The organism is Pseudomonas syringae, assembly GCF_023278085.1.
GTDB lineage: Bacteria > Pseudomonadota > Gammaproteobacteria > Pseudomonadales > Pseudomonadaceae > Aquipseudomonas > Aquipseudomonas syringae_Q.
On the sequence record NZ_CP066265.1, the window covers coordinates 330,106 to 356,006 of the forward strand.

Consider the following 25,901-nt stretch of genomic DNA (forward strand, 5'->3'; position numbering starts at 1 on the left):
CCCGATAGACAAAAGGCACGGCTCTCGCCGTGCCTTTTGCGTCGCGCTCTGAGAAAATGCGCGCACTTTTATTGCGGATGCCGACATGACTGCCCTGAAGAACGACCGTTTCCTTCGCGCTTTGCTCAAGCAACCCGTAGACGTCACACCGGTATGGATGATGCGTCAGGCGGGCCGCTACTTGCCGGAATACCGTGCCAGCCGCGCCAGTGCCGGGGACTTCATGAGCCTGTGCAAGAACCCGCAGTTCGCCTGTGAAGTCACCCTGCAGCCGCTCGATCGATACCCGCTGGACGCAGCGATCCTGTTTTCCGACATCCTGACCATTCCCGATGCGATGGGCCTGGGCCTGTACTTCGAGACCGGCGAAGGCCCGCGTTTCAAGAAAACCGTCAGGACACTGGCCGATATCGAAGCACTGCCGATCCCGGATGCCCAACAAGACCTGGGCTACGTGATGGATGCAGTCAGCACCATTCGCCGTGAACTCAACGGTCGAGTGCCATTGATAGGTTTCGCGGGCAGCCCATGGACCCTGGCGACTTACATGGTCGAAGGCGGCTCCTCCAAGGACTTCCGCAAGTCCAAGGCCATGCTCTACGACAACCCGCAGGCCATGCACCTGCTGCTCGACAAACTGGCACAGTCGGTGACCTCGTACCTGAACGGCCAGATTCTGGCCGGTGCCCAGGCTGTACAAATTTTCGACAGTTGGGGCGGCAGCCTGTCTTCAGCGGCGTATCAGGAGTTCTCGCTGGCCTACATGCGCAAGATCGTCAACGGCCTGATTCGCGAAAACGACGGCCGCAAGGTGCCGGTTATCGTCTTCACCAAAGGTGGCGGTCTGTGGCTGGAAAGCATCGCCGATATCGGTGCTGACACACTTGGCCTGGACTGGACCTGCGACATCGGCGAAGCGCGTCAGCGTGTCGGCAGCAAGGTTTCGCTGCAAGGCAACATGGACCCGACCGTGCTCTATGCCCGCCCGGAAGCCATTCGTAAGGAAGTCGCGCGCATCCTTGCCAGCTACGGCAGCGGCACCGGCCATGTCTTCAACCTCGGCCACGGCATCACCCCTGAAGTCGACCCGGCCAATGCCGGTGCCTTCATCGAAGCGGTGCATGAGTTGTCGGCGCAGTATCATCAGTAACTGTTGAGATAACGATGCGTCGATAGCTCAAGACGCATCCATCCTGGTCAGCGCCGACGGCTACGTCGGCGTTTTTCCATCGGTAAAACCGTCCCTCAATGAACCGCTGCGCGGCAGGAATCTACCCTGACGCTGGCCTTGCGGCTTGCCTTCGGCATAGCTCAAGTGGCCGTTGACCCAAACGCCGTCAATGCCTTCTGCCGCTCGCTGGGGGTCTTTGAAGTCCGCGACGTCACGCACGGTGTGCGGGTTGAACAACACCAGATCCGCCCAATAGCCCTCGCGGATCAGCCCGCGTTCATGCAAGGCGAAGCGCGCTGCCGAAATCCCGGTCATTTTGTGTACGGCGGTGTGCAGTGCAAACAGTCCCTTGTCCCGGCTGAAGTGGCCGAGTACCCGGGGGAACGCTCCCCATAGGCGCGGATGGGGAAACGGGTCTTCCGGAAGGCCATCGGAGCCGATCATCGACAGCGGGTGCGACATGATCCGCTCGACGTCGCCCTCATCCATGCCGTAATACACCGCGCCCGCAGGTTGCAACTTGCGGGCGGTGGCCTGTAAAGACAGCCCCCAGTCGGCAGCAATGTCCTGTAGATCCCGGCCGCCCTGGTCCGGGTGCGGCGTTGACCAGGTGATGGTAATGCGGAAAGCGTCGGTGACCTGTTTAAGGTCCAGCGTCGAAGAGCTGGCCGCATAGGGATAGCAATCGCAGCCTACCGGATGGTCCTGCGCGGCTTTTTCCAGCGCCGCCAGCAGTTGCGGGCTGCGGCCCCAGTTACCTGCGCCCGCGCATTTCATGTGCGAAATCACCACTGGCGAGCGCGCATGGCGGCCGATATCGAATGCCTCTGCCATGGCCTCCAGCACGGGCTCGAACTCGCTGCGCAAGTGGGTGGTGTAGATCGCGCCAAACGCGGTGAGCTCTTCGGCCAATTGCTTGACCTCGCTGGTTTCGGCCGAGAACGCCGAGGCGTACGCCAGGCCGGTCGACAACCCCAGCGCCCCGGCTTCGAGGCTGTCGCGTAACTGTTCGCGCATTGCAGCGATCTCTTCCAGGCTGGCGCTACGCAACAGGTCATCCATGTGGTTGCTGCGCAGTGCCGTATGACCGATCAGTGCGGCCACGTTCACGGCCGGCCGGGCGTTATCCACGGCTGCGCGGTAGTCGGCGAAACGTGGATAGACAAACGCCGCCGCGTCGCCCAGCAGGTTCATCGGGTCGGGCGGGTTGCCGCTCAGCGAAACGGGGGACGCGCTGATCCCGCAGTTACCGACAATAACCGTAGTGACGCCCTGGCTGATCTTGGGCAGCATCTCGGGTCTGCGAATGACCACCGTGTCGTCATGGGTGTGCACGTCGATAAATCCGGGGGCCAGTACGCGACCCGCAGCATCCGTCTCTTCCCGCGCACGGGCATCGGTCAGGCTGCCGATGCGCTGGATGCGTCCGTCGCTGATCGCCACATCGGCGCGCACCCCCGGCGTATCACTGCCATCGATCACCAGTGCGTCACGAATGATCAGGTCATACAGCATGGTTCAGTCTCCCAGTGGCAGGCCGTCTTCGCCGCCACGGTATTCATCCAGCGCGAGTTTGATCCGGCGCAGCCGCTCCTGATTATCTTCAGGGTTCAACAACGCCAGTTCAGTGGCCAGCACATCGATGGTGAGCAGCATGCCGTAACGTGCTGCCGTGGGTTTGTAGATGAAATTGGTTTCAGCAATCTGCAGCGGCAACACCACCTCGGCCAGTTGGGCCAGGGGTGAGTCGGGCAAGGTGATAGCCAGCACGCGGGCGCCATAGCTGCGCGCCAGGGCCACCGCGTCGAGCAGTTCTGGCGTACGGCCACTGAGCGAGCAGACAATCAAACTGTGTTGCGGGCCGAACGTGGCGGCAATCATGCGCATCATCACCGGATCGCGGCAGGCCGCTACCGGGTAGCCCAGGCGCACCAGCCGGGTTTGCAGTTCCTCGCTGCACAGGCTGGAGCATCCGCCCATGCCGAACGCATGAATCATGCTTGCCTCAGCGACACATGCCACGGCCGCCGCAAAGCGCGACGCATCAAACCCGGCCAGGTGCTGACGCAACGTGGCTTCGATGTCGCCGACAATCTGGGTGAAAAAGGCTGACTGTTCTGGAGCCTGTTCCGGATGAAGAAAGCGACTGCCGACCGCGCTGGCCTGGGCCAGTTGCAGCCGCAAGTCGCGTAAATCCCGGCAACCGATGCTGCGTGCAAAGCGCGACAATGTAGCGCTGCTGACCTCGGCGCGGCTGGCCAGCTCATCCAGGCTGGCACTGGCAGCAAAGGCAATGTCGCTGAGCAGCAGCCTGGCGATCCGGCCTTCGCCTGCGCTGAGTGACTCCTGACGGGCACGTATCTGGTACAGAATGTCCACTCAGAGCACCTGTGCCAGGCCCAGCGTCAAGGCAAAGGCGACAATGGAAATCAGCGTCTCCAGTACCGTCCAGGTCTTGAATGTTTGCGCTACGGTCATGTTGAAGTATTCCTTGATAAGCCAGAAACCGCCGTCGTTGACGTGGGAAAAGATCACTGAGCCCGCGCCCGTTGCCAGCACCAGCAACTCAGGGTGCGGATAACCGAGGCCCATCGCAACCGGTGCAACGATGCCTGATGCGGTGGTCATCGCCACCGTCGCCGAGCCCGTCGCAACGCGCATCAATGCCGCGAACAGCCAGCCCATCAGCAAGGGTGACAGATGAAAGTCCTGCGCCAGGCCAACGATCTGATTGGTCACGCCGCTGTCGATCAGGATGCGGTTCAAGCCGCCACCGGCACCGACCAGCAAGGTGATACTGGCGGTCGGCGCGAGGCATTCATTGGTGAATTTCAGGATCGAGTCGCGATTGAAACCCTGCGCGATGCCCAGCGTCCAGAAACTCAGCGACGTGGCCAGCAGCAGGGCGATCACCGAGTTACCGATGAACAACAGGAAGCCATTGAAGGCACTGCCCGGCGTGCTGATCAGGTTGGCCCAGCCGCCCAGTAACATCAGCACCACCGGCAACAGAATGGTTGCCATGGTCAGGCCGAAGCTGGGCAGTTTTTGCCGTGGTTCGCGGTCGAGGAACTGCCTGGCCATCGGGTTTTCAGCAGGCAGATGGATGCGCGGCACAATGAATTTTGCATACACCGGGCCGGCGATAATGGCCGTGGGTATACCGATCAGAATGGCGTAGAACAAGGTTTGCCCGACCGATGCCTGATAAGCCTGCACAGCCAGCATCGCCGCAGGGTGCGGCGGCACCAGCGCGTGTACGACCGACAGGCCGGCGACCATCGGCAAGCCGACCATTAGAATCGACACCCCGACACGGCGCGCTACGGTAAAGGCAATCGGCACCAGCAGCACGAAGCCCACCTCGAAAAACAGCGGCAAACCCACCAGAAACGCAATACAGACCATCGCCCAGTGCGCGTTTCGTTCACCAAAGCGGTCAATCAGGGTACGCGCCACCTGCTCGGCACCGCCGGACTCGGCCATCATCTTGCCAAGCATCGTGCCCAGTGCAACCACCAGCGCAATATGCCCGAGTGTTTTGCCGACCCCTGCTTCATACGAGGCAACCACACCACTGGCCGGCATCCCGGCAACCAGCGCCAGACCGACCGAAACCAGCGTAATGACGATAAACGGATTGAGACGATAGCGCGCGATCAGCACGATCAAGGCAATGATTGCGACAGCGGCGTAGACCAACAGCGACATACCGGGTGACGGCGACATAGCGACGGTTCCTTGCAGAGTAGAGGGGCGAGGGCGCAACACCAACGGCTGAAGCCGTCAGCCTGGAGGCGACCCGTGAGTACTCGGCAGGGATGACGCAAGAAAAGGGAGCAGCAAGGTTTCAGGGCGATCACAGGCATTCATTGTTTTTATCTCTGTTTTCGTGATGAAAATAAATTACACGAAAATGAAATATAAACAAATATATGAAAATAAATTTCTTGCCTGGCTTTTATGTGGTTCCCAGCGGCTGCAACCTTGCCAGCCGCAAAGCCACCCCCAGAGCAATCAACAGCAACACGCCGATAAACAGCCCGATGCCGTTCCAGCCCGCGTAGTGCCAGAACACGCCGCCGCCGGTTCCGGCCACGCTGGAGCCGGCGTAGTAGCAGAACAGGTACAGCGAGGCTGCCTGACCTCGGGCGGTCGTGGCCCTGCGGCCGACCCAGCTGCTGGCCACAGAGTGTGCGCCGAAGAAGCCGAAGGTGAAGATCAGTACGCCGAGGATGACCAGCGGCAGAGGCGTGAAAAGCGTCAGGATCAAGCCTGCCAGCATCATGACGATCACGGCCCATAGCACTTGCCTGCGGCCCAGTCTATCGGCCAGTGAACCGATCTTTGCCGAGCTGTAGATGCCGGATAGATACACCACCGAAAATACGCCGACCACCGCCTGGCTCAGGTTGTAGGGCTCGCTCAGCAAGCGATACGCGATGTAGTTGAACAGTGTGACGAATGCGCCCATCAGCAGAAAACCGACCAGAAACAGCAGCGGCAGCCCGGCATCCCGAAACTGCACGACAAAGCCATTCAGCAGGCTGCGAGGGTGCAGCGAGCGCGGGCGGAAGTTGCGTGATTCCGGCAGGATTTTCCAGAACACCACGGCTGCGATCAACGCCAGCCCGCCGACCACCAGCATTGCTGCGTGCCAGCTCACGTAGTCAATCAATACCCCGACGATCAATCGGCCGCTCATGCCGCCGACTGCACTGCCACCGATATACAGTCCCATCGCCAGGCCGAGGTGCAAGGGATGTATTTCCTCGCTCAGGTAGGTCATCGCCACTGCCGCCAGCCCGCTCAGCGACAGGCCGACCAGTGCCCGGGTGATGAGCACGCCCTCCCAACTGGGCATCAAGGCGCTGGCGATGGTGAACAGCGATGCGCAGAACAGCGCCATGACCATCACCGACTTGCGCCCGAGCCGGTCTGATATCGGCCCGGTGATCAGCAGACCGATGGCGAGCATTGCCGTGGCGACCGACAGGATCAGGCTGCTCTGGGCTGCCGAGAGCGAGAACTCGCTGGACAGTGTCGGCATCATCGGCTGTACGCAATACAGCAGGGTGAAGGTCGAGAACCCGCCAGCAAACAGTGCCAATGCGGTGCGTTTGAACAGCGGTGTGTTCTTTTCGATGTAGCTGTCGCCGGACGGCTGGGCAGGCGTATGCAGGTCGGTGGTGTGCGGGGCGACGGCAGGATTCAAGGGAGACCTCGGGGCACGATGGGGCGGGCAATGGAAAAATCATATAGCCCGCCAATCATTCCATCCAATATATTGTTCGACCTGTTTGATAGGTAAAACGACTTAATGGAGGTCGCATGGAATTCCGCCATCTGCGTTACTTCATCGCGGTTGCCGAGGAGCTGTATTTTGGCCGTGCAGCGCAGGCGCTGGGGATTTCTCAGCCGCCGCTCAGCCAGCAGATCCAGACGCTGGAGCAGGAACTGGGCACGCGCCTGTTCGACCGCACCAATCGTCGGGTTGAACTGAGCGAATCCGGACGGCTGTTTCTGGATGAGGCGCGGCTGGTGTTGGTGCAAGTCGACAAAGCCACTGATGTCGCACGGCGTGCGCAACTGGGGGAAATCGGCGAGCTGAAAATTGGCTTCACCTCGTCGGCGCCCTTTACGTCCAGCATCCCGCAGGCGATCTTTGCGTTCCGCCAGGCCTACCCTGACGTCCACCTGACCCTGAGCGAAATCACCAGCCAGGAAGTGGCCGCAGGTCTTGAGGACAGAACCATACAGGTCGGCATCATGCGCCCGCTGGCGTTGCCCGACTCATTGGTGGTGTTCGAGTTGCTGAACGAACCGCTGGTGGCAATCATGCGCGCTGACCATCCGCTGGCGGCGGGCAGCGAGGACGGGATCTACCTGTCGGCACTGGCCAACGAGCCGTTTGTATTCTTTCCGCGTACCTATGGCAGCGGCATCTACGCGCAGGTCCTGAGCCTGGCACGCGCCGCAGGTTTCAGCCCGTTGATCACCCAGGAAGCGGGCGAAGTCATGACCATCATCGGTCTGGTTGCGGCCGGATTGGGCGTGACGGTGTTGCCCGCATCCTACCGAAGGATGCGTATCGACAGCGTGGTCTACCGCAACGTCCTCGACCCCGGCGCGACCAGCGCCGTATGGCTGGTGCAGCGCAAGGACGAACAATCGCCGATGGCGAAAGCGTTCACCGAGCTGTTAACGCGCAACGTGGGGTGAGGATCGGACGCAGAGCGTCCAGAACGGCATGCCCACGCGGAGCATGGGCACGATAGTGTTCTTTCGGACGCCTATCGTTCCCCACGCCCCGGCGTGCGAGGTCTCAGCCCCAGCGCTTGAAGATCAACGAGGTATTCACCCCGCCAAACGCGAAGTTGTTGTTCATCACGTATTCGTTACTCATCTGCCGGGGTTCGCCGACGATGTAGTCCAGTTCGCCACACTGTGGGTCGATGTCGGTGAGGTTCAGCGTGTGGATGTACCGGTCACTATTGAGCATTTCGATGCTGAACCACGATTCCAGCGCTCCGCACGCACCCAGCGTATGGCCGAGGAAGCTTTTCTGCGAGCTGATCGGCATGCGTGAGCCGAACAGGCTGCTGGTGGCCAGGGTTTCGGCGATGTCGCCCTGTTCGGTAGCGGTGCCGTGGCCGTTGACGTAGCCAATGGCTTCGGGCGGCAAACCGGCATCTTCCAGAGCGAGCTCCATGGCGCGGCGCATGGTGGCTTGCTCCGGGCGAGTGCTGTGGGCCCCGTCGGCGTTGCTGCCGAAGCCGACGATCTCGGCATAGATGGGCGCGCCACGTGCCTGGGCGTGTTCAAGCTCTTCAAGCACCATCATGCCGCCGCCTTCGCCGATCACCAGGCCGTCGCGCCCGCTGTCGTAGGGGCGTGGCGTGGTGTGGGGTGCGTCGTTTTTCAGGCTGGTGGCGTACAGCGCGTCAAATACCATCGCTTCGGTCGGGCACAGTTCTTCCGCACCGCCCGCCAGCATCAGCGGCAGACGTCCGAATTTGATCGCCTCGTAAGCGTAGCCGATGCCCTGGCTGCCGCTGGTGCAGGCGCTGGAGGTGGGAATAAGCCGCCCGGTCAGACCGAAAAAGATGCTGATATTGGCCGCTGTGGTGTGCGGCATCATGCGTACGTACGAGTTGGCGTTCAGGTTCAGCGCCACCGAGTTGATCAGCATGTTGCCGAACGCCTTGATCTCGTCGGTGCTGCCGGTGGACGAGCCACAGGCTGTGCCCATCCGGCCGTCGCGGATGATCGGATCATTCAGCAGCCTGGCGTCGATCAGCGCCCGCTCCGAAGCGGCCACCGCCAGGCGTGACACGCGGCCCATGCTGCGCAATTGTTTGCGTGTCCAGTGCGCAGGCACGGCGAAGTCATCGATAGGGCCGGCCAGCCGAGTGTTCAGCTCAATGAAGCGTTCCCATTCGTCCATCCGCCGAATACCGCTGCGATTGGCGGTAAAGCTCGCATTGATGGTGGGCCAGTCGCTGCCCACCGAGGTAATGCCGGACATGCCGGTGACCACCACGCGCTTCATCAACACAGCCCCCCGTTGACGGCCAGCACCTGGCGAGTGATGTAACCGGCTTCCGCCGACATCAGGAAATTCACCGCGCCCGCCACTTCTTCCGGGGTGCCCATGCGCTGTGCGGGGATCATTTTCATCAGTTCATCCACGGGAACGTTTTCGTCCAGCATCGCGGTATCGATCAACCCCGGTGCGACGCAATTGACCGTGATCTTGCGTTTGCCCAACTCGATGGCCAGCGCTTTGGCGGCGCCGATCAGGCCTGCCTTGGAGGCGCTGTAATTGACTTGACCGCGATTGCCGATCAAGCCCGACACCGAGGTGATGCAGACAATGCGGCCCGCCGCACGACGGCGAATCATCGGCATGGTCAGCGGGTGCAGGACGTTATAGAAACCATCCAGATTGGTGCGCAGCACCTGATCCCAGTCGTCGTCGCTGAGCGCTGGAAAGGCGCCATCGCGGGTCAGGCCCGCATTGAGCACCACGCCGTAATACGCGCCGTGGGTTTCCACGTCGTCTTCGAGAATGGCCTTGCAGGCCGCACGGTCCGAGACATCGAATTGCAGCACCCGCGCCTGACGGCCCAGCGCGATGATTTCGGCTTGCACGGCTTCGGCTTCGCTGCGTCCGGTGCGGCAATGCAGGATCAGGTCGAATCCGGCCTGCGCCAGACGCAAGGCAATGGCGCGGCCGATGCCACGGCTGGAGCCGGTGACCAGTATCGATTCAGTCATGCCGGGGCTCCTTCAGCCAGATAGTCAGCAGTGTTGGGTGGGCAATATACATTGAGGCGGGCAAGCGCTGTGATGTCCGGGCCGGTGAGGGTGCATTCGAACACGCCCATGCCGCTGTCGTCCTGCAGGGAACGCACCGCGTGAATGTGCAGTTCGCTGCCCGGCGCAAAACGGTCCACGTTGCATTCGAACTTGCGGCTGCCCAGCAGAAAGCCCAGCTTGACCGTTTCGCCCTTGCTGCGCGCCTGACAGCCCGCGTAGGCCGCCACGCTTTGTGCCATCAGCTCTATGCCGAGCCAGGCGGGCAGGCTGCCGTCCGGTTGGTTGAACAGGCCGTCGGCGCGTACGGTCAGGCGGGTATGAATCTGCTCTTCGTCAAACGCCAGCACCTGATCGATGAGGATCATGTCGCCAGCATGGGGGATGAGTTCGGCGAGCGACCACTCGATCATGGGGCATCTCCGATAATCAGGCTGATGTTGTTGCCGCCGAAGGCAAAGGAATTGCTCATCATGTAGCGAGCGTCGGCAGGTGTCAGGCGCGTCCCCGGCGCTGTCCAGCGCAGTGCAGGCAATAGCGGATCGGCCTCGCCATCCCACACGTGCGGGGGCAGGGCCTGTTCGCTGTTGTGCGGCGCCAGGCTCAGCCAGCAGAACGCGACTTCCAGCGCCCCTGCCGCGCCCAGCGTGTGGCCGCTGAGCGGTTTGGTCGAGGAGCAGGTCACGCCGTCCGGAAACACTGCCTGCACCGCCAGGCTTTCCATCGCATCGTTAAGCGGCGTGGCCGTGCCGTGCAGGTTCAGGTAACTGATCTGCGCCGCTTCCAGGCGGGCGCTGTGCAACGCTTGCAGCATGGCATCGCGTGCGCCGCGCCCGCTGGGTTCCGGGGCGGAGATGTGGTGAGCGTCGCAATTGGCGCCTGCGCCCAGCAGCGCAATCGAGTGCGTGCCACTGGCTTCGCGGGTCATGAGAAACAATGCCGCCGCCTCGCCGATATTGATCCCGTCACGGTTGCTGGAGAACGGGTTGCATAACTGTGAGGACATGGCTTCAAGTGACAGAAAGCCATTCAACGTCAGCTTGCACAGGCTGTCGACGCCGCCACACAGCACCGCGTCGCACAGGCCCATGTCCAGCGCCCGCCGGGCACTGAGCAACGCCCGCGCGCTGGAGGTGCAGGCCGTTGAAATGACGTAAGCCGGGCCGGTCAATTGCAACCAGCTGGCGAGGAAATTGGCGGGTGCGCCGAGTTCCTGCTGTTGATAGTCGTAATGCTCGGGAAACGCCTTGTCACGCAGCCAGATGGCCATGCTGCTGCTGGCTTCATCGATGCCGGAGGTGCTGGTGCCGATGATCACGCCGATACGCGCAGCGCCATAGCGCTGAATGGCGAGGCGAATGTCGTCTTCGATCTGCAAGGCGGCGGCCAGCAGCAACTGGTTATTGCGACTGTGCTGCGCCCCCATGGCGGGCGGCATGCCGGGCAGTGTCGCCTTGACCGCACCGACCGGCAGCGCACGCTCGGGCACCCAGCCGCTTTCGACGACCATGCCCGAGCTGTCACCGGCAAACAGCCTGCGCGACACCTCTTCGCGGCTCGCACCCAGCGAGCAGATGACGCCTAGCGCATTGAGGTAGGCGGTCATGGCGCGGCCTCGCCGTTCAACGGCGTAACCCGGTAACTCAGCCCGTCCTTGAGGCGAACGGTAAACGCGTTGGCCGATTGATATTCCACCAGCCAGCGATCATCCAGACGGCGTTGCATGCCCTGGCGAAACGCAGTGGGGTAGCGATCTCGCATTTCCAGGTCCGGCGTCATGGCAAACATCAACGCGGCAAACAGTTCGCGGGCTTCCGGGTTGGGCGGCAGCAGGCCGTCAGCTTGCCATTGCCCGTTGATCAGCAACTGACGCGCCTGAGGAATACCCAGCGGGTCCATCATCGACCAGCGCAGCCCGACGTTTTCACGCTGGATGATCAGCATCCAGTCCTGACGCTGATCGGCCTGGCGGCGGTCGATGTGCAGTTGCATCGGCAATTGCATCGTCGGCGCGGTGGTCGGCAGCGGCGCCTGGGCAGCACAGCCGCCGAGCAGTAGAACAGCGATTAACAACAGGCGAATCATGACGCATCACCTTGCAGCGGTTTGCGGGCCACGACATTGACCAGCGTTTCTTCGCGCTGGCCGAACGTCCTGGGCTTTTGCAGTTTCAACGCTTCGAGCAGACCGAAATCCCTCGCGCGGCTCCACCATAAATAAGGGTATGAGACATTGCGGGCATCGAACTCGAAACCCTGTTCACGAATCATCTGCAGATACTGCGCGGCGCTTTTCTGCACGTGCATCGGGTGCCGGAACAGCCAGCGAATCACCCACGTGTCGATATACGCCTCGGTGGACTCGGCGAACAGCAGATAGCCGCCCGGTTTGAGCACCCGGTAAAACTCGGCCAGTGCTTTTTCCTGCTCGACCAGATGATGAAAGGTCTGGTGACAAAACAGCAGGTCGACACTGGCGTCCGGCAATTGCAGGGCGGCGCAATCGCTGCCGATCAGTTCGGCCTCGATGCCTCTGGCAGCCGCTTCCTGACGGCTCATGCTCAGGCTGTGCGGGTCTGCGTCGACCCCCAGCAGCTTCGACGGCGCAAACACCTTGCTCAGGTGCTGGAACGACTTGCCCTGCCCGCAACCAGCGTCAAGCAACACCGGCGCGACAGGTGGCGGAGCGCTGAACAGGCAGCGCAGGTCATCGATCGCGACGCGCAACACCCGGTGTTGCCAGGTGTGGCTGCGCAGAAACCACAGGCCGAAACGGGTTTCCTCGACATAGCTGTCACTCAGGAACGGCCGATTCATGAGCCACCGTCCGCACAGATTTCCGACAGCGTGCGCAGGCGGCGCTTGGGCTCGCTGACGAACGGATTGCGTTCATCCCAGGCATAACCGGCCAGAATCGAGCTGATCATGCGGCGGATATCCGGCGCGCTGCCGGGGTAGAAAATGACGTTCTGGAACGAGCTGTCGTACCAGCCTTCGACATAGGCGCGAAAGGTATCGACGCCGCGTTTCAGGGGGATGGCGAACTCGGTTTCCCAGTCCACGTGTTCGCCCTGCAACTGTCGATTCAGCACGCCAGCGGCCATGCTCGCCGAGCGCATGGCGATGGTCACGCCGGAAGAAAACACTGGGTCGAGAAACTCCGCCGCGTTGCCCAGCAGCGCAAAGCCTTTGCCGTGAAGGGTTTTGACGTTTGCCGAATAACCACCGATGGTCCTTGCAGGCGTATCCCAGACTGCGTTTTTCAGCACCTTGGCCAGTTGCGGCGTTTCATCGATAAATGCACGCAGGCAGGCGTCCAGATCGGCAGGCTTGTCCTTGAAGCGCTCGGCCGAAGCCACAACGCCCACCGAGCAACGGCCCGCGCTGAACGGGATCGACCAGAACCATACGTCGTTGTGTTGCGGATGGATGCTGACGAGGATTTTCTGGCGGTCGAAGGGCGGGCTTTCGATGTGGTCTTCGACGTGGGTGAACACCGCCTGACGCACTGGAAAGCCCGATGGCGCTTCGAGGTCCAGCAGGCGCGGCAACACGCGACCGTAGCCGCTGGCATCGAGCACGAAAGTCGCCTGCACGCTGTATTCGCTGCCGTCCTCACGCTTCACGCGCAACACCGGCTGCGGGCCGTCGAAGTCAGCGCTGATGATTTCCTGCTGATAGCGGATGTCCACACCTTGCCGTTCGGCCTGATCAGCCAGCAGCTTGTCGAACTCGCTGCGCTGGACCTGAAAGGTCGTAGGCTTGCCGTGACTGAACGTGTCGCCGAAATCGAAATCGCTGTACTGCTCGCCACGTGCAAACGCCGCACCGTTTTTGCGCTGGAAACCGGCGGCCTCCACGGCATCGAGCATCCCGGCTTCTTCAACGAAGTCCAGGCAGTGACACAACAGACTTTCGCCAATCGAGAAGCGCGGAAACAGCAAGCGCTCGATGACCAGCACGTCGTGGCCCTGGCGTTTGAGCAGGGCGGCAGCAATTGAACCGGCCGGACCGGCCCCGATAACGACGACCTGACGAATTTCCCTATCAATGATGGGCACAGGTGTTCCTTTCCGGTTTGACGGTGGCAGGGAGTAACGAAAAAGAGACATGGCTCATGATCGGGGCTCTCGTGCATCGACCGGCGCATGAGCCACCTGACGCGGGCTGGCCCACGGCGCCAGAAGAAAGCTGAACGCCAGCCCCAGACTGACCGACAGGCCGAAATTGCTGATCGCCGGCGTGTTGGAAAGCGCCAGCAGCCCGAACGACAGCCAGGTGGTGACCGCCGCCAGCAGCGTGCCCAGCAGGCTGACCGCCGCGCCGCCGATCTGCTCGCGCATCAGGATGGCGTAATCGACGCTGATCGCCGTGACCAACAGCAGCCCGAACAGGCTGAACAGGGTCAGCGGCTGACCCAGCCAGCCGAGGCTGGCAAGGCTGCACAACGCGGCCAGCAAAGGCAGGATGACGATGCGCAACGCACCGTTGAAACCGAACGGGACGATCAGCAGCAGCACGATCAACACGCACGAGGCCAGTTTCAGTTCTGCGGCACTGATCTGCGTGTGGGCAAATACATCATTGAGTTCGCCCAGGCGGTCTACCAGTTGTACGCCTTCCAGCCCGGTGGCCTGTACGCGCAACAACGCCATGCTGTTCAGGCCGCGCAGGCTGACAATGCTCGCTACGCCTTCATCGTTGGCGCCCAGCCAGAGCGTGCGCCAGGGTTCACTCAGCGGGCCCTGAAGCGCCAGTTCGATATCCTGCGTCGGCAGTGCCTGCAATTGCGCGAGTTCGGCTTTCAAGGCGCTGGCCGGAACGCCGAGCTGCACCAGCGGTGCCCAGTATTGCGGCAGTTTGCCCAGTGCGCTGCGGGTTGCCTGCTGCTCGGCAGGTGAATCGAGCAACTGGTTGATTGCCATGTAGCCTTGCAGCTTGTCCATGCTGATCAGTTGATCGAGACGCTGGGTCAGTGCCGACTGGCGATCCAGCAACTGCTGCTGATCCTTGCCGCGCACCAGAAAAAACTGGCTGGTGGGCTGGTAACCGGTAATCCGCGCGATGGCCTGTGCTTCGTCGGTCAGCGACTGAGGCGCCGCCACCCATTGGCGGATATCGTTCTTGGTGGTCAGATGCCAGAGCCCACCGCCGCAAAAGGCCAGTAACAGCACCAGTAGAATCGGCGTACTGATGTGCTGCAACAACGCAGCGCGGCAATCGAGCAGCAGTTGCGCCAGTTTCAGCGGCCACTGCGCCGGGCGGATGTCTACCCTGGCGAGCAGCGCAGGCAGCAGGCACACCGCAGTCAGATAAGCGCCGACCAGCCCGGCCGCCGAGAACACCGCGATTTGGGTCAGCGCGGGGAAGGGCGTCCAGGCCAGCGCCAGGTAACCGATGCAGCTGGTGATCAGGCTCAGGCTCAACCCCGGCAGCGTCAGGCGCAACGCGGGCCAGCTGCGCCAGGGTTTCAGGCTCCAGCTCTTGGACAGGTAATGCAGCGGGTAATCCACACCGCGACGCCGATCAGGCTGGAACCCAGCACCAGCGTCATGACGTGCATGCTGCCGAACAGCGCCACGCAGGCCACCGCACCAAACAGCATGCCGACCACTACCGGGATGAAGGCCAGCAACACGCTCCAGCGCCGGAAGGCCAGCAACAGCAGCAACAGGATGCCCACCGTCGCACCGCCGCCGACCCAGGTGATTTCCCGGCTGGCCTGCTTCTGGCCGTCTGCGGCATACAACAGGCCGCTGGCTGCCAGCAATTGACCGCCCGCCTGACCTGCCTGCACACGAGCGTTGGCCAGCAAGTCCGCGACCTGACCGGGCAGGTGCATGTCGAAGGCATCGGTGCGGGTTCGCGAGCGCAGCAGTACCCAGCTTTTGCCCTCGGCCGTGGCGATCAGTGCGCCGCTGGCCAGGTCGGGTTCAACGGCGCCCTGCCTGGGCAATCCGTTCTGAATCCGTCCGCTCAGGCCCAGCCAGTCGTCCTGGCTCGGCACCAGGCTGAAACCGGCGAAAGGATCAAACAGGGTTTGCACGCGCTGCTCGATGAAGGCCTTCGGGTCGTCGATCAGCAGGGTTCGATCCGCTGCCGGCAGCATGGCGATCCGCCCTTGCAGCAACTGGGTACGCAGCGCGGGCAGGTCGGCTTGCAGCGTCCACTGGACCTTTTCGAACAGGCCGCTAGCTTGCCACTGTTGCGCGAGTTCACGGGCCAGCTCGACGGCTTGCTGGCGGTCGGCATGGCCAACCAGCACCAGCATTTCCCGATTGAGAGGCTCCTGGATACGTTTTTCTGCGCTTGTTACCAGTGCATCGTTGTCAGTGCCCGGCACCAGCTCCATGAGGTTGGCCGACAGCGGCGAGTGGTCGTGCCACTGCCAGACCGCCAGCGCCAGTACGCCCGCCAGAATCAGCAGGAACAGCCGCGGCAGCAGCCGCTCAGTTGCTGAAGTCATTACGCTGCGCATCGGTAAGGGTGGCGGCGCTGCTGCTGTCGATCATTTTCAGGACCGTGCTGTCACCTTGGGTTTCCAGCAGTTCGATGCGCTGCACCAGTTCGCCGCCATCGATATTGATCTGTTTGAACACTTGTTGCAGCAACAGCGAGCGTGGCGTGAGGGTGAGTTGCCACGCACTGGCATCGCCCTTGAGCTGTAAATCGAAATCACGTTGCAGGCCGCTGCTGTCACCTTGCAGAACGGCGAGGAACAGACGGTTCTGCTCGGCCCCGGCATTTTTGTTCGGCACCGGTTTCCAGGTGCTGACCGTGCCAGATGTTTCACGGCGGGCAATACCGTCGGCGTTGATGCGGTAATCCTGTTTCAGCGGTGTTTCCAGCAACCACAGCAGGCCCAGTTCTTTGGCGAGCACGAAGCGGCCTTTGCTGACTAACGGCTGCGGCAGCGAGCGCAGGTGTTTTTCCTGAACGAAACGACCCTGCACCACCGCAGGTCTGGCGAGCTGCTCACTCAGTTGTTGCAGGTCGAACGCCTGCGCCAGCGAAGACAGGCACAGCAAGCCCAGCAGAATCAGGGTACGAAAAGGGCGGCTCATGACAAGGGGCTCTCTGTTGCGTTCTCTATGGCATGTTCTACGGCATCGACAAAAACCCTGGGCGAGGCCAGTTGCATTTCGCGGCTGTCACGGTCGACCGCGACCTGCACCGTGCTGGCACGGGTCAGGCGTTCGCCGGTGTCGGTATCGGTGATCAGATAATTGATTTTCAAGCGGTTCTCCCACTCCACCAGGCTGGCGCGCACGTTGAGCTTCTGGCCGAACACGGCGCTGCGCACATAGCGCAATTGCAGGTCGATCACCGGCCAACCATAACCGGATTCGAGCATCTGCATGTAGTTATGACCGATATGATCGAGCAGTGCGCAGCGCGCCACCTCAAGGTATTTCACGTAGTGCCCGTGCCAGACAATGTTCATCATGTCGACGTCGAAAAACGGCACCACAATTTCAGTATCGACGTGCAGAAAGCCTTTACTGCGCATGCAACCTCCAGCGGCGGTTGGCGATGTGTTTCAGGCACAGGCGCAGTTCGCTTTCCAGTGCCCGGTCTTCGATGACAGGGGCAAAGTCTTCAGCCAGTTCGGCGTGCATGGCTGCCAGTGTCGGCGGCAGCGGGGGCGCATCGGCAGCCCTGCTGCGCAGCCAGATGCCTTGGTTGGCGGCGATCAGCGTGGCAGCAGCGACCTGCTCGGTCAGCTCCAGCACCCGAATGGCGTCCCGCGCGGCGATGGTGCCCATGCTCACCTTGTCCTGATTGTGGCATTCGGTCGAGCGCGAGAACACGCTGGCCGGCATGGTGTTTTTCAGCGCTTCGGCGGTCCAGGCACTGGTGCCGATCTGTACCGCCTTGAAGCCATGATTGAGCATCGCCCGCTCGGCGCTGGCCCCCGACAGGTTGCTCGGCAGGCCGTGGTTGTAACGCTCGTCCACCAGCAGCGCCAGTTGCCGGTCGAGCAAATCCGCGACATTGGCCACCAGGGTTTTCAGGCTGTCCATCGCAAAGGCGATATGCCCGCCGTAGAAGTGCCCGCCATGCAGCACGCGCTCGGCTTCGGCATCGATGATCGGGTTGTCGTTGGCGCTGTTCAGTTCAATCTCGATGAATGAACGCAACCAGTTCAGGCTGTCGGCCAGCACGCCCAGCACATGCGGTGCGCAGCGCAGCGAATAACGGTCTTGCAAGCGATGCAGCGGGGCGGTCGGTGCGTCGATGGCCAGGTCCTGGCGCAGCCACGCCGCGACCTGCATCTGGCCCGGATGCGGCTTGGCAGCGAACAGGCGTTCGTCGAAATGCTCCGGGTTGCCTTGCAGCGCCAGCACATTCATTGCGGTGATGCGGGTGGCCAGTTGCAGCAGGTAATCGGCGCGGGCAAAGGCCAGGCAGGCAATGCCGGTCATGACTGCGGTGCCGTTCATCAGCGCCAGCGCTTCCTTGGGGCGCAGCACCAGCGGCGTCCAGCCGAGTTCACGATGCACGTCGCAGGCTGGGCGGCGCTCGCCACGGAACAGCACGTCGCGCTCGCCGGACAAGGTCGCGGCCACGTAAGACAGCGGCGTCAGATCACCGCTGGCACCTACCGAGCCTTCTTCCGGGATCAGCGGCAATACGTCCTGCTCGATGAACGCCTGCAAACGCTCGAGCAGTTCGACCCTGACTCCGGAAACGCCCTGACACAGCGACTGCAAACGCGCTGCCAGCACCGCCCGGGTGGTTTGAGCATCCAGCAGTCTGCCCAGCCCGCAGCCATGAAAGGTGTACAGATGACGCGGCAGCGCCTCGACATGCTCCAGCGGCACGGCCACCACGCAGGAGTCGCCATAACCGGTGGTAACGCCGTAGATCACGCCTTCCTTATCCAGCAACGAATCAAGAAACTGTGCGCCCCTGGCGATGCGCGCGCGAAATCCTTCATCACCTTGCAACACGCCGGGTGCCTGACGGTTGGCCAGTGCCGACACGTCTTCGATACACAGGGCGCGCTCGCCGAAAACGATCGGGTCAGGAGCTTGATTGATCATCGGACTTCCAGAATGGGTAGAAATTGAACCACTGCTGCGGTGCTTCCAGGCAGTAATGCCCCAGCCGTTCGGCATAGCGCGTGGTCCAGTGGGCAATGACCTGAGCACGGTCGCTGCGGCGCCATTCGATGGCTTCCGCGAATGGTTCGAGAATCACCCGATAGCCCTGTGCACCCTTTAGGCAGAAAAACAGATTGACCGGGCACTTGAGCAGGCCGGCCAGCAGCCACGGGCCCTGCGGAAAGGCTGCGGGATGGCCGAGGAAGTCGACCCGCACATTGCGCCCGCCGTGCAGCGCGACGCGGTCACCGGCGATGGCCAGCCACTCGCCTTCGTCCAGACGCTGGCTCAGTTGCAGCATGATCGCCGGGTCCAGCTCGCTGACCTGAATCAGCCGCAGGTTGGTCGCCCCGGCCTCGCCCAATAGGCGATTGAAGCGTTCGGCGTGCTTGGTGTGCACCAGCACGTTCATGGTGATCTTCTCGCCGAGTTCGGCCAGCGCCCGGCACACTTCGAGGTTGCCCAGGTGCGCGCCGACCAGCATTTGCCCGCGCTCGCCGCGCAGGTTCTGGCGGATCTGGCCGGTGTCGATGATCTTGATCTGATCGAGGCCCAGCTTGCCGTTCCACACGTCGAGCTTGTCGAGCAGCGCCTCGGCAAAGGCCATGAACTGGCCGAACACGCGCCGCTGGGTAGGACGCAGTTCAGGCCTGGCGCTCCAGTCCGACAGGCGCTGCTGGTATTGCCAGATGCTGCGCCGGGCACGTCGGCCGAACACAAAGAAATACAGGACGATGCCATACAGCACCGGGCTGAGCAGACGACGACCCAGCACGCGCATGCCCCAAGCGGTGAGCTTCATGAGCATGAAGCTGCCACGCTCTTCGTGACTGGCCCAGTGTTCCCTGGGCGATTTTTGCAGGCTCATGACCGCCACCTGCGCCAGAGAAGCATCGGCGCGCGAATCAGCATGCCGAAGAACAGTTTGGCGTGCATTATCGAGATCAGGGCGTTGTCGTGAAACAGGCGGAAATGTGACAGGCCGTCTTGCGGGTAGTGAACGCGGGTCGGTAGCCAGCGCATCGCCTGACCACGCCACGCCAGGCGCACGAGGATTTCCGAATCGAAGTCCATGCGCTTGCCGATCTGCACAGCGTTGATCAGCGCCAGCACCGGAGCCAGCGGGTACAGCCGAAAACCACACATGGAATCGCGAATCTGCAACGACAGCGTGTTGATCCACACCCAGACGTGGGTGAGATAGCGCGCATACAGGCGGCCTTTCGGCACACTGTCGTCGAACTGTGGATAGCCGCAGATCAGCGCATTCGGGTGCAGGCGCGACTGCTCCAGAAACAGCGGAATATCGCTCAGGTCATGCTGGCCGTCGGCATCGACCTGCAACGCATGGCTGAAACCCAGGCGTGCCGCTTCCCTGAACCCGGCCATGACCGCGCCGCCCTTGCCCTGATTGACGGGCAGGCTCAGCAGATAGATTTCATCGCCCTGGGCGAGCTGTTGCAACACGGCGGCGCAGGCCGGGCTGCTGGCGTCGTCCACCAGCACGCAGGGCAACCCGGCTTCGCGAACCGCCTTGACCACCTGCGGCACGGCCAGCTCGTGATCGAACACCGGAATGATCACACAAGGCTTATGCATGCTCGCCCCCCAGCACAATGCGGCCGCTGGAACAGGGCGCGTTTTCGGCATTGTGAAACGCGAAATGCAGTTTTGAACGGGCGGCATCGAAGCGCAGGGTCAATTTCAGGTGATCGCCGGGGCGCACCAGTTGCTGAAACTTGAGCACTTCCATACCGGCAAAGTCGGGCGGCAGATCCAGCAGGCGCTGACCCAGACTGATCGCCCAGTCGACCTGAACCACACCCGGCAAGATCGGCGCCGTGGGGAAGTGGCCGCTGAAAAACGCCAGGTCGGGCGGGACGATCAATTGCAGATGCAGTTCGCCATCGACGGTCTGTTGCTCCACGACTTCCGGCTGTTTCGGGCGCGGTGCCGTGAGCAGCGCCTCGACTTCTGCCTGAGGCAGTTTGCCCTGGGCATTGAGCGGCAGTTGCCGCAACAGACGCCAGCGGCGGGGCAGGGCGATGGTTTCGCAGTGCGGTCGCAGGTGCTGCCGCAACGCCTCGGTCAGCGCGCGACGGCCTTGATTGCGTAGCGCCAGCAAGCCGCTGTCACTCAGTACCAGCAGCGCGCCGAGGGCTGCGCGGTTGTTTTGGAACACGCCCAGGCGTGCTTCGCTGACCCATTCATGAGCGCTAAGGGCGTGCTCGATCAGCGGCAGCGAAACGCGTTTCTCTTCGAGTTTGACGATGCGGTCCAGTCTGCCCAGCAATTCAAACCGGCCGTCCTCGCCGATCAGCACGGCATCGGCCGTCTGCTCGACCTGGCCGGGCGGCAGATAGGGCGAACGGATGCGCAATGCGCCGTCGTGGTCCTGACTCAATTCGACGCCATCGAAAGCTTGCCAGCGTTGCCCGCCGTGACGCCAGGCGATGCCTCCGGTTTCCGAGCTGCCGAGAATTTCCGTCGGCCACTGACCCAGGCGTTGTTCGAGGCTTTGCGCTGCGTCGGCTGGCAATGCGCCGCCGGAGGAAAATACCCGGCGCACGGCGCTCAGGCGGGTCCAGTCGAGGTTGTCGCCCATGCGTTTAAGCAGTGCCGGGCTGGCGACCCAGGCAAAGGACGGGTATTCGCCGCTGGCGCGCTGCAGGTCTTCGGCGAACGGCAGCTGGCGGCGAACGAACGGGCGCGCAGCGCACAGCGGCCACAGCAGACGGAACAGCAAACCATAGATGTGTTGCGTCGCCACGCTGCCGATCATGCACGCGGCGCCCAGTTCTGCGCCCCACAGCTGTTCCAGCCCGCAGACTTCATTGGCCAGTTGCCGCAAGCGCTTTTCAATCAGCTTGGGTTCGCCGCTGGAGCCGGAGGTACACAGGCTCAGCCGACACTGGTCCAGATCGAGCGTTGCCGGAGCGAGCGGCGTGGCGTGCAGATCGCTTAAATGTGCGTCGCCTGCCAGGTCAGTCAGCCACAGATCGACCTGGTTCGCCCAGCGCTCGCGGGTCTGACTCTGCAAGTCGGCGGGCAGCAACACATGCACGCCGGCGCGCCAGGCACCGAACAGCGCGATGCCCAGCTCGGCAGCGTCTTCAAGATGGACCGCGATGCGCGTGATGCCACGCGCCTGCAATGCCGCCGCGACGCTCAGCGCCTGATCGCGGAACTGCGCGTGGTCAAGCTCGGGGGCCTGAGTCAGCAATCGGCCCGGCAGGGCATCGAGCAGCAGGTTTTGCAGATTCAGCCAGTTCATGCGATCCATTTCATTTGCCCCCCGCAGAGGGCGGGCGGACGATCCATTCGATTGCAAACAGCAGGCCCATCAGCCCGTAGGAGATCAGCCCGGTGTACAGCGTCCACCATGACAGCGGTGCCCACAACGTCAGCATCGCCGCAGTGAGGCCATTGAGCAGAAAGAACAGGCACCAGATCTGCGTCACCCGGCGAGTGTAGCGAATACCGGATTCGGGGAGGTCCGGGCGGTTGATCCGCGCCATCCTTTCCACGATCGGCGGGCCATAGATCAGGCTGGAGCCAAACAGGCAGAGCATGAATGTGCTGACCAGCACCGGATACCAGCGCAGCATCACATGGCTGTCGAGCAGCCCAAGCATGACGCAGAAGACGAGCGCCACGATGGCCATCGCCAGGCTGCCGGGCTTGCGCTCGCCCGTCAGCGCACGCGCCAGCCAAAGGCTGCCCAGCAACAGGGCGAACTGCCACGGCGCGAAGTGTTCGGTGCCCCAGTAGACGGCAAACGGGTACAGCACACCGGCCAGCAACAGGATCAGGCCAATCAGCCGTTTCATTCGGCTGTGTTGACCAGCTGGTAGACGGCCTCGACCACATCATTCACGGTTCTGACCGACTTGAACGCCTCAGCGGCGATCTTCTTGCCGGTTTTGCGCTTGATATGGTCAATCAGGTCCACAGCGTCGATGCTATCGATTTCCAGGTCCTGATAGAGATTGGCTTCCAGCGTGACCCTTTCGGGCTCGAGTTCGAACAGTTCCACCATTGCAGTGCGCAGGATTTCGAAGATGTCTTCACGGGTTTGCATGTTCAATACTCAGGCCGATTGTCTGGCGCTGACGAAGGCCGCGAGGCTGTCGACGCTGGCGAAATGGTTACGGGTGTCCTTGGCGTCGGCATCGATCCGGATGCCGTAGCGTTTCTGGATGACCAGGCCCAGTTCGAGCGCATCCACCGAATCCAGCCCCAGGCCTTCGCCGAACAGCGTCATGTCGTTGCCGATGTCTTCGGGCGTGATGTCTTCGAGGCCCAGGGCATCGATGATCAACAATTTAATGTCCAGGTGCAGATCGCTCATCTGAGGCGAGCTCCTTGGTGAAATAGTCATGCAGGTAATCGTTGAGCTTGCGGGACGCTATGGGCGGTGGGCCTAGCGCACTGAAGGCATTGGGGTCTATATCGGCACCGACGCACAAACTGAAGTGCACGCGGCGTTGCGGAATGCGATACCAGGGCTCGGCCTTGGTCAGGGTGGTCGGGTTGACCTTGATGGTGACCGGCGTGATCACGCTCGCGCCACGCAGCGCAATGGCGGCTGCGCCCCGGTGAAAGACCGGCGGCTGGCCGGGCTGGGTGCGCGTGCCTTCCGGGAAAATGATCAGGGTCTGGCCGGTTTGCAGGCGCTCTACGGCGGCATCGAGCATGTCCATGCTGCCGTCGTTGCTGATGTAACCGGTGGAACGCACCGGGCCGCGCGTGAACGGGTTCTCCCACAGGCTGCGCTTGACCACGCAGTTGGCGTCACGCACCAGCCCGATCAGAAATACCACGTCGATCAGCGACGGGTGATTGGCGATGATCATCTGGCCGGGGCGGCCGAGTCTTTCGGCACCCTGAACGTCATAGGTCAACACGCCCATGCGCGCCATGATGCGAATGAAGCGCCAGAACAGTCGGCTGATGGTGCGCCGGGCGCGGCGCTGGTGGCTGGCGGCGCTGCCCGGCAGGCAGCTCAATACCGGGAAAACAAACAATCGCAGACAAAGGCCGCTCACCCCGAACAGGGCAAAACTGATACCGGTTGCAAACAGACGCCAGTAATAGGCGTCCCGGCCCTTTTTCAGTGATTGCGTTGCCAGTTCCATAACCGGTTATTCCAGGGGTGCAGGCAGGCGGATTGATTGGTGTGCAAGGCTTGCAGCAGATTCAATGCGTGGGGCCATTGAGTTTGCCGGGAGCCTTGTGTGTCGCTGTGCAAAGACAGTTCCCATTCGTTGCCGGGCGTCAGCAGCAAGCCGACGGCATAGGGAAAAGGCACGTCATCAATCCATTGGGCATAGGCTTGCGGTGGCTGCTCTTCCGTCACCACCAGCAGCACGGCTTCGGCTCCTTCAGCCAGCAGCGCCGCTGCCTCGAATGCTCCATATTCCAGGCCGTCGCCTGCGGCCGCCAGGGCCGTCATTTCACTGGTCTCACCGCGCATGATCGACCACAGACCGATCACTGCGTTATGCACTGACAAGCTGAACTGGGTCGGTGACAGCGGCTCATCTGCGGCCAGATCACGCAGAATTTCAAATGTTCTCGGGGTTTCGCCGTGGCGCGAGACAAACACCAGTGGCACCCGGCCGTAGCCCTCGGTCAGTGGCCAGCCAACGGCAAAAGCCATGCGTGCCATGCGCCCCAGGCGTCGGCGTTGCATTGCAGGAAGAAAAGACACGTCTGGCGCTTCGTCACTGGTCTCCAGCAGCGTCGGATTGAGGCTCCACTGCCGCCAGTCGTCCGCGCTCGCCAGGCCCGGAGCCCAGGCATGCCATCGTGCAATGTTGAAGGTGATCAAGGTTTCTCTTCCCGCCCCTGCGGGCATGTTTCTCGCTACATCGATATCAGGTCGATATTAGCCTGGGTGCGGTAATTTGACCGAGTGCGCGCATTATCCTGATGGGGCTCATGACTGGCAAATTTGTTACGTGAAAGTCGTTAAACGGTCGATATTGCAGGGTCCGGGCCGGTTTTGTGTATGACAACCAGACACCTGCCGTTTTGCGTTAAGCTCTTGGCTGTCATATGGGATGCCTAGAATCGATCTTCTCAGGGTCGTTATCGGCCACTCTTGCTGTTTCTTCATCTTCAAGGAGTCCAAAGCATGCGTCGCGTGGTATTCAATCAGAAAGGTGGTGTCGGCAAATCCAGCATCGCCTGCAATCTGGCTGCAGTCAGCGCTCACGAAGGCTATCGGACACTGTTGATTGACCTCGATGCCCAGGCCAACTCGACTCAGTACCTCACCGGTCTGACTGGCAACGACATTCCGATGGGGATCGCCGAGTTCTTCAAGAACACGCTGTCGGCCGGGCAGTTCGCCAAGAAGAACCATGTCGATATCTACGAAACGCCGTTCGATAACCTGCACGTCGTGACTGCGACTGCCGAACTGGCCGATCTGCAGCCCAAGCTTGAGGCCAAACACAAGATCAACAAGCTTCGCAAACTGCTGGACGAGTTGAGCGAGGATTACGAGCGGATTTACCTGGATACGCCGCCTGCTCTGAATTTTTACGCGGTTTCGGCGCTGATTGCGTCTGATCGCGTATTGATCCCGTTCGACTGCGACAGCTTCTCGCGCCAGGCCCTGTACGGCCTGATGCGTGAAATCGAAGAACTGAAAGAAGATCACAACGAGGATCTGCTGGTCGAAGGCATCATCGTCAACCAGTTCCAGCCAAGGGCCAGCCTGCCGCAGCAGATGCTCGACGAACTGATCGCCGAAGGCCTGCCGGTGCTGCCGGTCTATCTCAATGCATCGGTGAAAATGCGCGAATCGCATCAAGCCAACCTCCCGCTGATCCACCTCGACCCGCGGCATAAACTGACCCAGCAGTTTGTGGAGCTGCATCATCTGCTGGAAACCAACGCTCATCCGTGATGGTTGAGATTATCGTTCCCTACGCTCCAGCGTGAGAACGCCTTGCGTGACGCTCCGCGTCACAGAACTGCGCCGCGCTGCACAGTCAAGACCGGACGCAGAGCGTCCAGAACTGCATGCCGAGGCAGAGCGTCGGCACGATAGTTAATAAGCTTTTGAGATTATCGTTCCCTACGCTCCAGCGTGGGAACGCCGTGCGTGACGCTCCGCGTCACAGATCTGCGCCGCGCTGCACAGTCAAGACCGGACGCAGAGCGTCCAGAACTGCATGCCGACGCAGAGCGTCGGCACGATAGTTAATAAGCTTTTGAGATTATCGTTCCCTACGCTCCAGCGTGGGAACGCCTTGCGTGACGCTCCGCGTCACAGATCTGCGCCGCGCTGCA

Annotated in this window: 25 protein-coding genes and 1 pseudogene; 3 read left to right on the top strand and 23 right to left on the bottom strand. The window is 61.8% G+C overall.

The features are described from left to right. Nucleotides 1-85 precede the first annotated feature (85 nt). On the top strand, nucleotides 86-1,150 hold the full coding sequence (gene hemE, locus I9H07_RS01495) for a uroporphyrinogen decarboxylase (RefSeq protein ID WP_024674917.1): 1,065 nt from the start codon (nucleotides 86-88) through the stop codon (nucleotides 1,148-1,150). 60 nt (nucleotides 1,151-1,210) lie between these two features. Here hemE and I9H07_RS01500 read toward each other — a convergent pair whose 3' ends face one another. The 4 genes from I9H07_RS01500 to I9H07_RS01515 form a co-directional block, all read right to left on the bottom strand. Continuing rightward, nucleotides 1,211-2,686 (bottom strand): N-acyl-D-amino-acid deacylase family protein, encoded by a 1,476-nt coding sequence (locus tag I9H07_RS01500; RefSeq protein ID WP_024674916.1) that lies wholly within the window; start codon nucleotides 2,684-2,686, stop codon nucleotides 1,211-1,213. Nucleotides 2,687-2,689: 3 nt separating this feature from the next. Beyond that, on the bottom strand, nucleotides 2,690-3,550 hold the full coding sequence (locus tag I9H07_RS01505) for a MurR/RpiR family transcriptional regulator (RefSeq protein ID WP_024674915.1): 861 nt from the start codon (nucleotides 3,548-3,550) through the stop codon (nucleotides 2,690-2,692). Continuing rightward, nucleotides 3,551-4,900 (bottom strand): GntP family permease, encoded by a 1,350-nt coding sequence (locus I9H07_RS01510; RefSeq protein WP_236425133.1) that lies wholly within the window; start codon nucleotides 4,898-4,900, stop codon nucleotides 3,551-3,553. Between the two features lie 232 nt (nucleotides 4,901-5,132). Next, nucleotides 5,133-6,386, bottom strand: coding sequence for an MFS transporter (locus I9H07_RS01515; RefSeq protein ID WP_236425132.1), 1,254 nt, complete (start codon nucleotides 6,384-6,386; stop codon nucleotides 5,133-5,135). Between the two features lie 116 nt (nucleotides 6,387-6,502). Here I9H07_RS01515 and I9H07_RS01520 point away from each other — a divergent pair, with 116 nt between their 5' ends. Beyond that, nucleotides 6,503-7,393 carry a LysR family transcriptional regulator gene (locus I9H07_RS01520; protein ID WP_236425131.1) on the top strand — a complete coding sequence of 297 codons (891 nt, stop codon included), beginning with the start codon at nucleotides 6,503-6,505 and terminating at the stop codon, nucleotides 7,391-7,393. Nucleotides 7,394-7,496: 103 nt separating this feature from the next. Here the strand turns inward: I9H07_RS01520 and I9H07_RS01525 are convergent, their stop codons facing one another. From I9H07_RS01525 to I9H07_RS01615, 19 genes and pseudogenes are all read right to left on the bottom strand, one after another. Continuing rightward, on the bottom strand, nucleotides 7,497-8,723 hold the full coding sequence (locus tag I9H07_RS01525) for a beta-ketoacyl-ACP synthase (RefSeq protein ID WP_236425138.1): 1,227 nt from the start codon (nucleotides 8,721-8,723) through the stop codon (nucleotides 7,497-7,499). Then, nucleotides 8,723-9,451 (bottom strand): 3-oxoacyl-ACP reductase FabG, encoded by a 729-nt coding sequence (gene fabG, locus I9H07_RS01530; protein WP_024675893.1) that lies wholly within the window; start codon nucleotides 9,449-9,451, stop codon nucleotides 8,723-8,725. Before fabG ends, I9H07_RS01525 begins: the two co-directional genes overlap by 1 nt. After that, nucleotides 9,448-9,903, bottom strand: coding sequence for a hotdog family protein (locus I9H07_RS01535; RefSeq protein ID WP_024675894.1), 456 nt, complete (start codon nucleotides 9,901-9,903; stop codon nucleotides 9,448-9,450). The genes fabG and I9H07_RS01535 overlap by 4 nt, the downstream gene beginning before the upstream one ends. Next, complete coding sequence (locus I9H07_RS01540) at nucleotides 9,900-11,096, bottom strand: beta-ketoacyl-[acyl-carrier-protein] synthase family protein (RefSeq protein WP_024675895.1); 1,197 nt, start codon at nucleotides 11,094-11,096, stop codon at nucleotides 9,900-9,902. Before I9H07_RS01540 ends, I9H07_RS01535 begins: the two co-directional genes overlap by 4 nt. Continuing rightward, nucleotides 11,093-11,575: a hypothetical protein gene (locus I9H07_RS01545; RefSeq protein WP_236425130.1), complete on the bottom strand. Its 483-nt coding sequence runs from the start codon at nucleotides 11,573-11,575 to the stop codon at nucleotides 11,093-11,095. The genes I9H07_RS01540 and I9H07_RS01545 overlap by 4 nt, the downstream gene beginning before the upstream one ends. Beyond that, nucleotides 11,572-12,306 carry a class I SAM-dependent methyltransferase gene (locus tag I9H07_RS01550; protein ID WP_024675897.1) on the bottom strand — a complete coding sequence of 245 codons (735 nt, stop codon included), beginning with the start codon at nucleotides 12,304-12,306 and terminating at the stop codon, nucleotides 11,572-11,574. The genes I9H07_RS01545 and I9H07_RS01550 overlap by 4 nt, the downstream gene beginning before the upstream one ends. Continuing rightward, nucleotides 12,303-13,550 carry an NAD(P)/FAD-dependent oxidoreductase gene (locus tag I9H07_RS01555; protein ID WP_058825208.1) on the bottom strand — a complete coding sequence of 416 codons (1,248 nt, stop codon included), beginning with the start codon at nucleotides 13,548-13,550 and terminating at the stop codon, nucleotides 12,303-12,305. The genes I9H07_RS01550 and I9H07_RS01555 overlap by 4 nt, the downstream gene beginning before the upstream one ends. A gap of 54 nt (nucleotides 13,551-13,604) precedes the next feature. Next, a pseudogene (locus I9H07_RS01560) lies at nucleotides 13,605-15,955 on the bottom strand (MMPL family transporter). Further along, nucleotides 15,939-16,553 carry an outer membrane lipoprotein carrier protein LolA gene (locus tag I9H07_RS01565; RefSeq protein WP_236425655.1) on the bottom strand — a complete coding sequence of 205 codons (615 nt, stop codon included), beginning with the start codon at nucleotides 16,551-16,553 and terminating at the stop codon, nucleotides 15,939-15,941. Before I9H07_RS01565 ends, I9H07_RS01560 begins: the two are co-directional and overlap by 17 nt. After that, a complete protein-coding gene (locus I9H07_RS01570; protein WP_236425656.1) occupies nucleotides 16,550-16,999 on the bottom strand; it encodes an acyl-CoA thioesterase in 450 nt (149 codons plus the stop codon). The genes I9H07_RS01565 and I9H07_RS01570 overlap by 4 nt, the downstream gene beginning before the upstream one ends. Then, complete coding sequence (locus I9H07_RS01575) at nucleotides 16,989-18,536, bottom strand: HAL/PAL/TAL family ammonia-lyase (protein ID WP_236425657.1); 1,548 nt, start codon at nucleotides 18,534-18,536, stop codon at nucleotides 16,989-16,991. The genes I9H07_RS01570 and I9H07_RS01575 overlap by 11 nt, the downstream gene beginning before the upstream one ends. Next, nucleotides 18,517-19,464, bottom strand: coding sequence for a glycosyl transferase (locus I9H07_RS01580; protein ID WP_058391354.1), 948 nt, complete (start codon nucleotides 19,462-19,464; stop codon nucleotides 18,517-18,519). The genes I9H07_RS01575 and I9H07_RS01580 overlap by 20 nt, the downstream gene beginning before the upstream one ends. Beyond that, nucleotides 19,461-20,195, bottom strand: coding sequence for a glycosyltransferase family 2 protein (locus I9H07_RS01585; protein WP_058391355.1), 735 nt, complete (start codon nucleotides 20,193-20,195; stop codon nucleotides 19,461-19,463). Before I9H07_RS01585 ends, I9H07_RS01580 begins: the two co-directional genes overlap by 4 nt. Next, nucleotides 20,188-21,870 carry an acyl-CoA synthetase family protein gene (locus tag I9H07_RS01590; protein WP_236426409.1) on the bottom strand — a complete coding sequence of 561 codons (1,683 nt, stop codon included), beginning with the start codon at nucleotides 21,868-21,870 and terminating at the stop codon, nucleotides 20,188-20,190. Before I9H07_RS01590 ends, I9H07_RS01585 begins: the two co-directional genes overlap by 8 nt. Nucleotides 21,871-21,880: 10 nt before the next feature. Continuing rightward, entirely contained in the window at nucleotides 21,881-22,426 is a 546-nt protein-coding gene (locus I9H07_RS01595; RefSeq protein ID WP_058391356.1) for a hypothetical protein, read from the bottom strand. Further along, nucleotides 22,423-22,677 (bottom strand): acyl carrier protein, encoded by a 255-nt coding sequence (locus tag I9H07_RS01600; RefSeq protein ID WP_236425344.1) that lies wholly within the window; start codon nucleotides 22,675-22,677, stop codon nucleotides 22,423-22,425. Before I9H07_RS01600 ends, I9H07_RS01595 begins: the two co-directional genes overlap by 4 nt. A 9-nt stretch (nucleotides 22,678-22,686) precedes the next feature. Continuing rightward, entirely contained in the window at nucleotides 22,687-22,947 is a 261-nt protein-coding gene (locus I9H07_RS01605; RefSeq protein WP_024675908.1) for a phosphopantetheine-binding protein, read from the bottom strand. Further along, nucleotides 22,922-23,734, bottom strand: a complete 813-nt coding sequence (locus tag I9H07_RS01610; protein ID WP_058391358.1) for a lysophospholipid acyltransferase family protein — start codon at nucleotides 23,732-23,734, stop codon at nucleotides 22,922-22,924. The genes I9H07_RS01605 and I9H07_RS01610 overlap by 26 nt, the downstream gene beginning before the upstream one ends. Next, nucleotides 23,710-24,429, bottom strand: a complete 720-nt coding sequence (locus tag I9H07_RS01615) for a beta-ketoacyl synthase chain length factor (protein ID WP_236425343.1) — start codon at nucleotides 24,427-24,429, stop codon at nucleotides 23,710-23,712. The genes I9H07_RS01610 and I9H07_RS01615 overlap by 25 nt, the downstream gene beginning before the upstream one ends. Before the next feature lie 306 nt (nucleotides 24,430-24,735). Between I9H07_RS01615 and I9H07_RS01620 the strand changes: the two genes are divergently transcribed. Then, complete coding sequence (locus tag I9H07_RS01620) at nucleotides 24,736-25,515, top strand: ParA family protein (RefSeq protein ID WP_024675911.1); 780 nt, start codon at nucleotides 24,736-24,738, stop codon at nucleotides 25,513-25,515. Nucleotides 25,516-25,901: the final 386 nt, after the last annotated feature.

Bases quoted from the DNA above. Each gene is read 5' to 3' on its own strand.
- hemE (WP_024674917.1), top strand. From the start codon at position 86: ATGACTGCCCTGAAGAACGACCGTTTCCTTCGCGCTTTGCTCAAGCAA.
- I9H07_RS01500 (WP_024674916.1), bottom strand. From the start codon at position 2,686: ATGCTGTATGACCTGATCATTCGTGACGCACTGGTGATCGATGGCAGT.
- I9H07_RS01510 (WP_236425133.1), bottom strand. From the start codon at position 4,900: ATGTCGCCGTCACCCGGTATGTCGCTGTTGGTCTACGCCGCTGTCGCA.
- I9H07_RS01520 (WP_236425131.1), top strand. From the start codon at position 6,503: ATGGAATTCCGCCATCTGCGTTACTTCATCGCGGTTGCCGAGGAGCTG.
- I9H07_RS01525 (WP_236425138.1), bottom strand. From the start codon at position 8,723: ATGAAGCGCGTGGTGGTCACCGGCATGTCCGGCATTACCTCGGTGGGC.
- fabG (WP_024675893.1), bottom strand. From the start codon at position 9,451: ATGACTGAATCGATACTGGTCACCGGCTCCAGCCGTGGCATCGGCCGC.
- I9H07_RS01535 (WP_024675894.1), bottom strand. From the start codon at position 9,903: ATGATCGAGTGGTCGCTCGCCGAACTCATCCCCCATGCTGGCGACATG.
- I9H07_RS01540 (WP_024675895.1), bottom strand. From the start codon at position 11,096: ATGACCGCCTACCTCAATGCGCTAGGCGTCATCTGCTCGCTGGGTGCG.
- I9H07_RS01545 (WP_236425130.1), bottom strand. From the start codon at position 11,575: ATGATTCGCCTGTTGTTAATCGCTGTTCTACTGCTCGGCGGCTGTGCT.
- I9H07_RS01550 (WP_024675897.1), bottom strand. From the start codon at position 12,306: ATGAATCGGCCGTTCCTGAGTGACAGCTATGTCGAGGAAACCCGTTTC.
- I9H07_RS01565 (WP_236425655.1), bottom strand. From the start codon at position 16,553: ATGAGCCGCCCTTTTCGTACCCTGATTCTGCTGGGCTTGCTGTGCCTG.
- I9H07_RS01570 (WP_236425656.1), bottom strand. From the start codon at position 16,999: ATGCGCAGTAAAGGCTTTCTGCACGTCGATACTGAAATTGTGGTGCCG.
- I9H07_RS01575 (WP_236425657.1), bottom strand. From the start codon at position 18,536: ATGATCAATCAAGCTCCTGACCCGATCGTTTTCGGCGAGCGCGCCCTG.
- I9H07_RS01580 (WP_058391354.1), bottom strand. From the start codon at position 19,464: ATGAGCCTGCAAAAATCGCCCAGGGAACACTGGGCCAGTCACGAAGAG.
- I9H07_RS01585 (WP_058391355.1), bottom strand. From the start codon at position 20,195: ATGCATAAGCCTTGTGTGATCATTCCGGTGTTCGATCACGAGCTGGCC.
- I9H07_RS01590 (WP_236426409.1), bottom strand. From the start codon at position 21,870: ATGAACTGGCTGAATCTGCAAAACCTGCTGCTCGATGCCCTGCCGGGC.
- I9H07_RS01595 (WP_058391356.1), bottom strand. From the start codon at position 22,426: ATGAAACGGCTGATTGGCCTGATCCTGTTGCTGGCCGGTGTGCTGTAC.
- I9H07_RS01600 (WP_236425344.1), bottom strand. From the start codon at position 22,677: ATGCAAACCCGTGAAGACATCTTCGAAATCCTGCGCACTGCAATGGTG.
- I9H07_RS01605 (WP_024675908.1), bottom strand. From the start codon at position 22,947: ATGAGCGATCTGCACCTGGACATTAAATTGTTGATCATCGATGCCCTG.
- I9H07_RS01610 (WP_058391358.1), bottom strand. From the start codon at position 23,734: ATGGAACTGGCAACGCAATCACTGAAAAAGGGCCGGGACGCCTATTAC.
- I9H07_RS01620 (WP_024675911.1), top strand. From the start codon at position 24,736: ATGCGTCGCGTGGTATTCAATCAGAAAGGTGGTGTCGGCAAATCCAGC.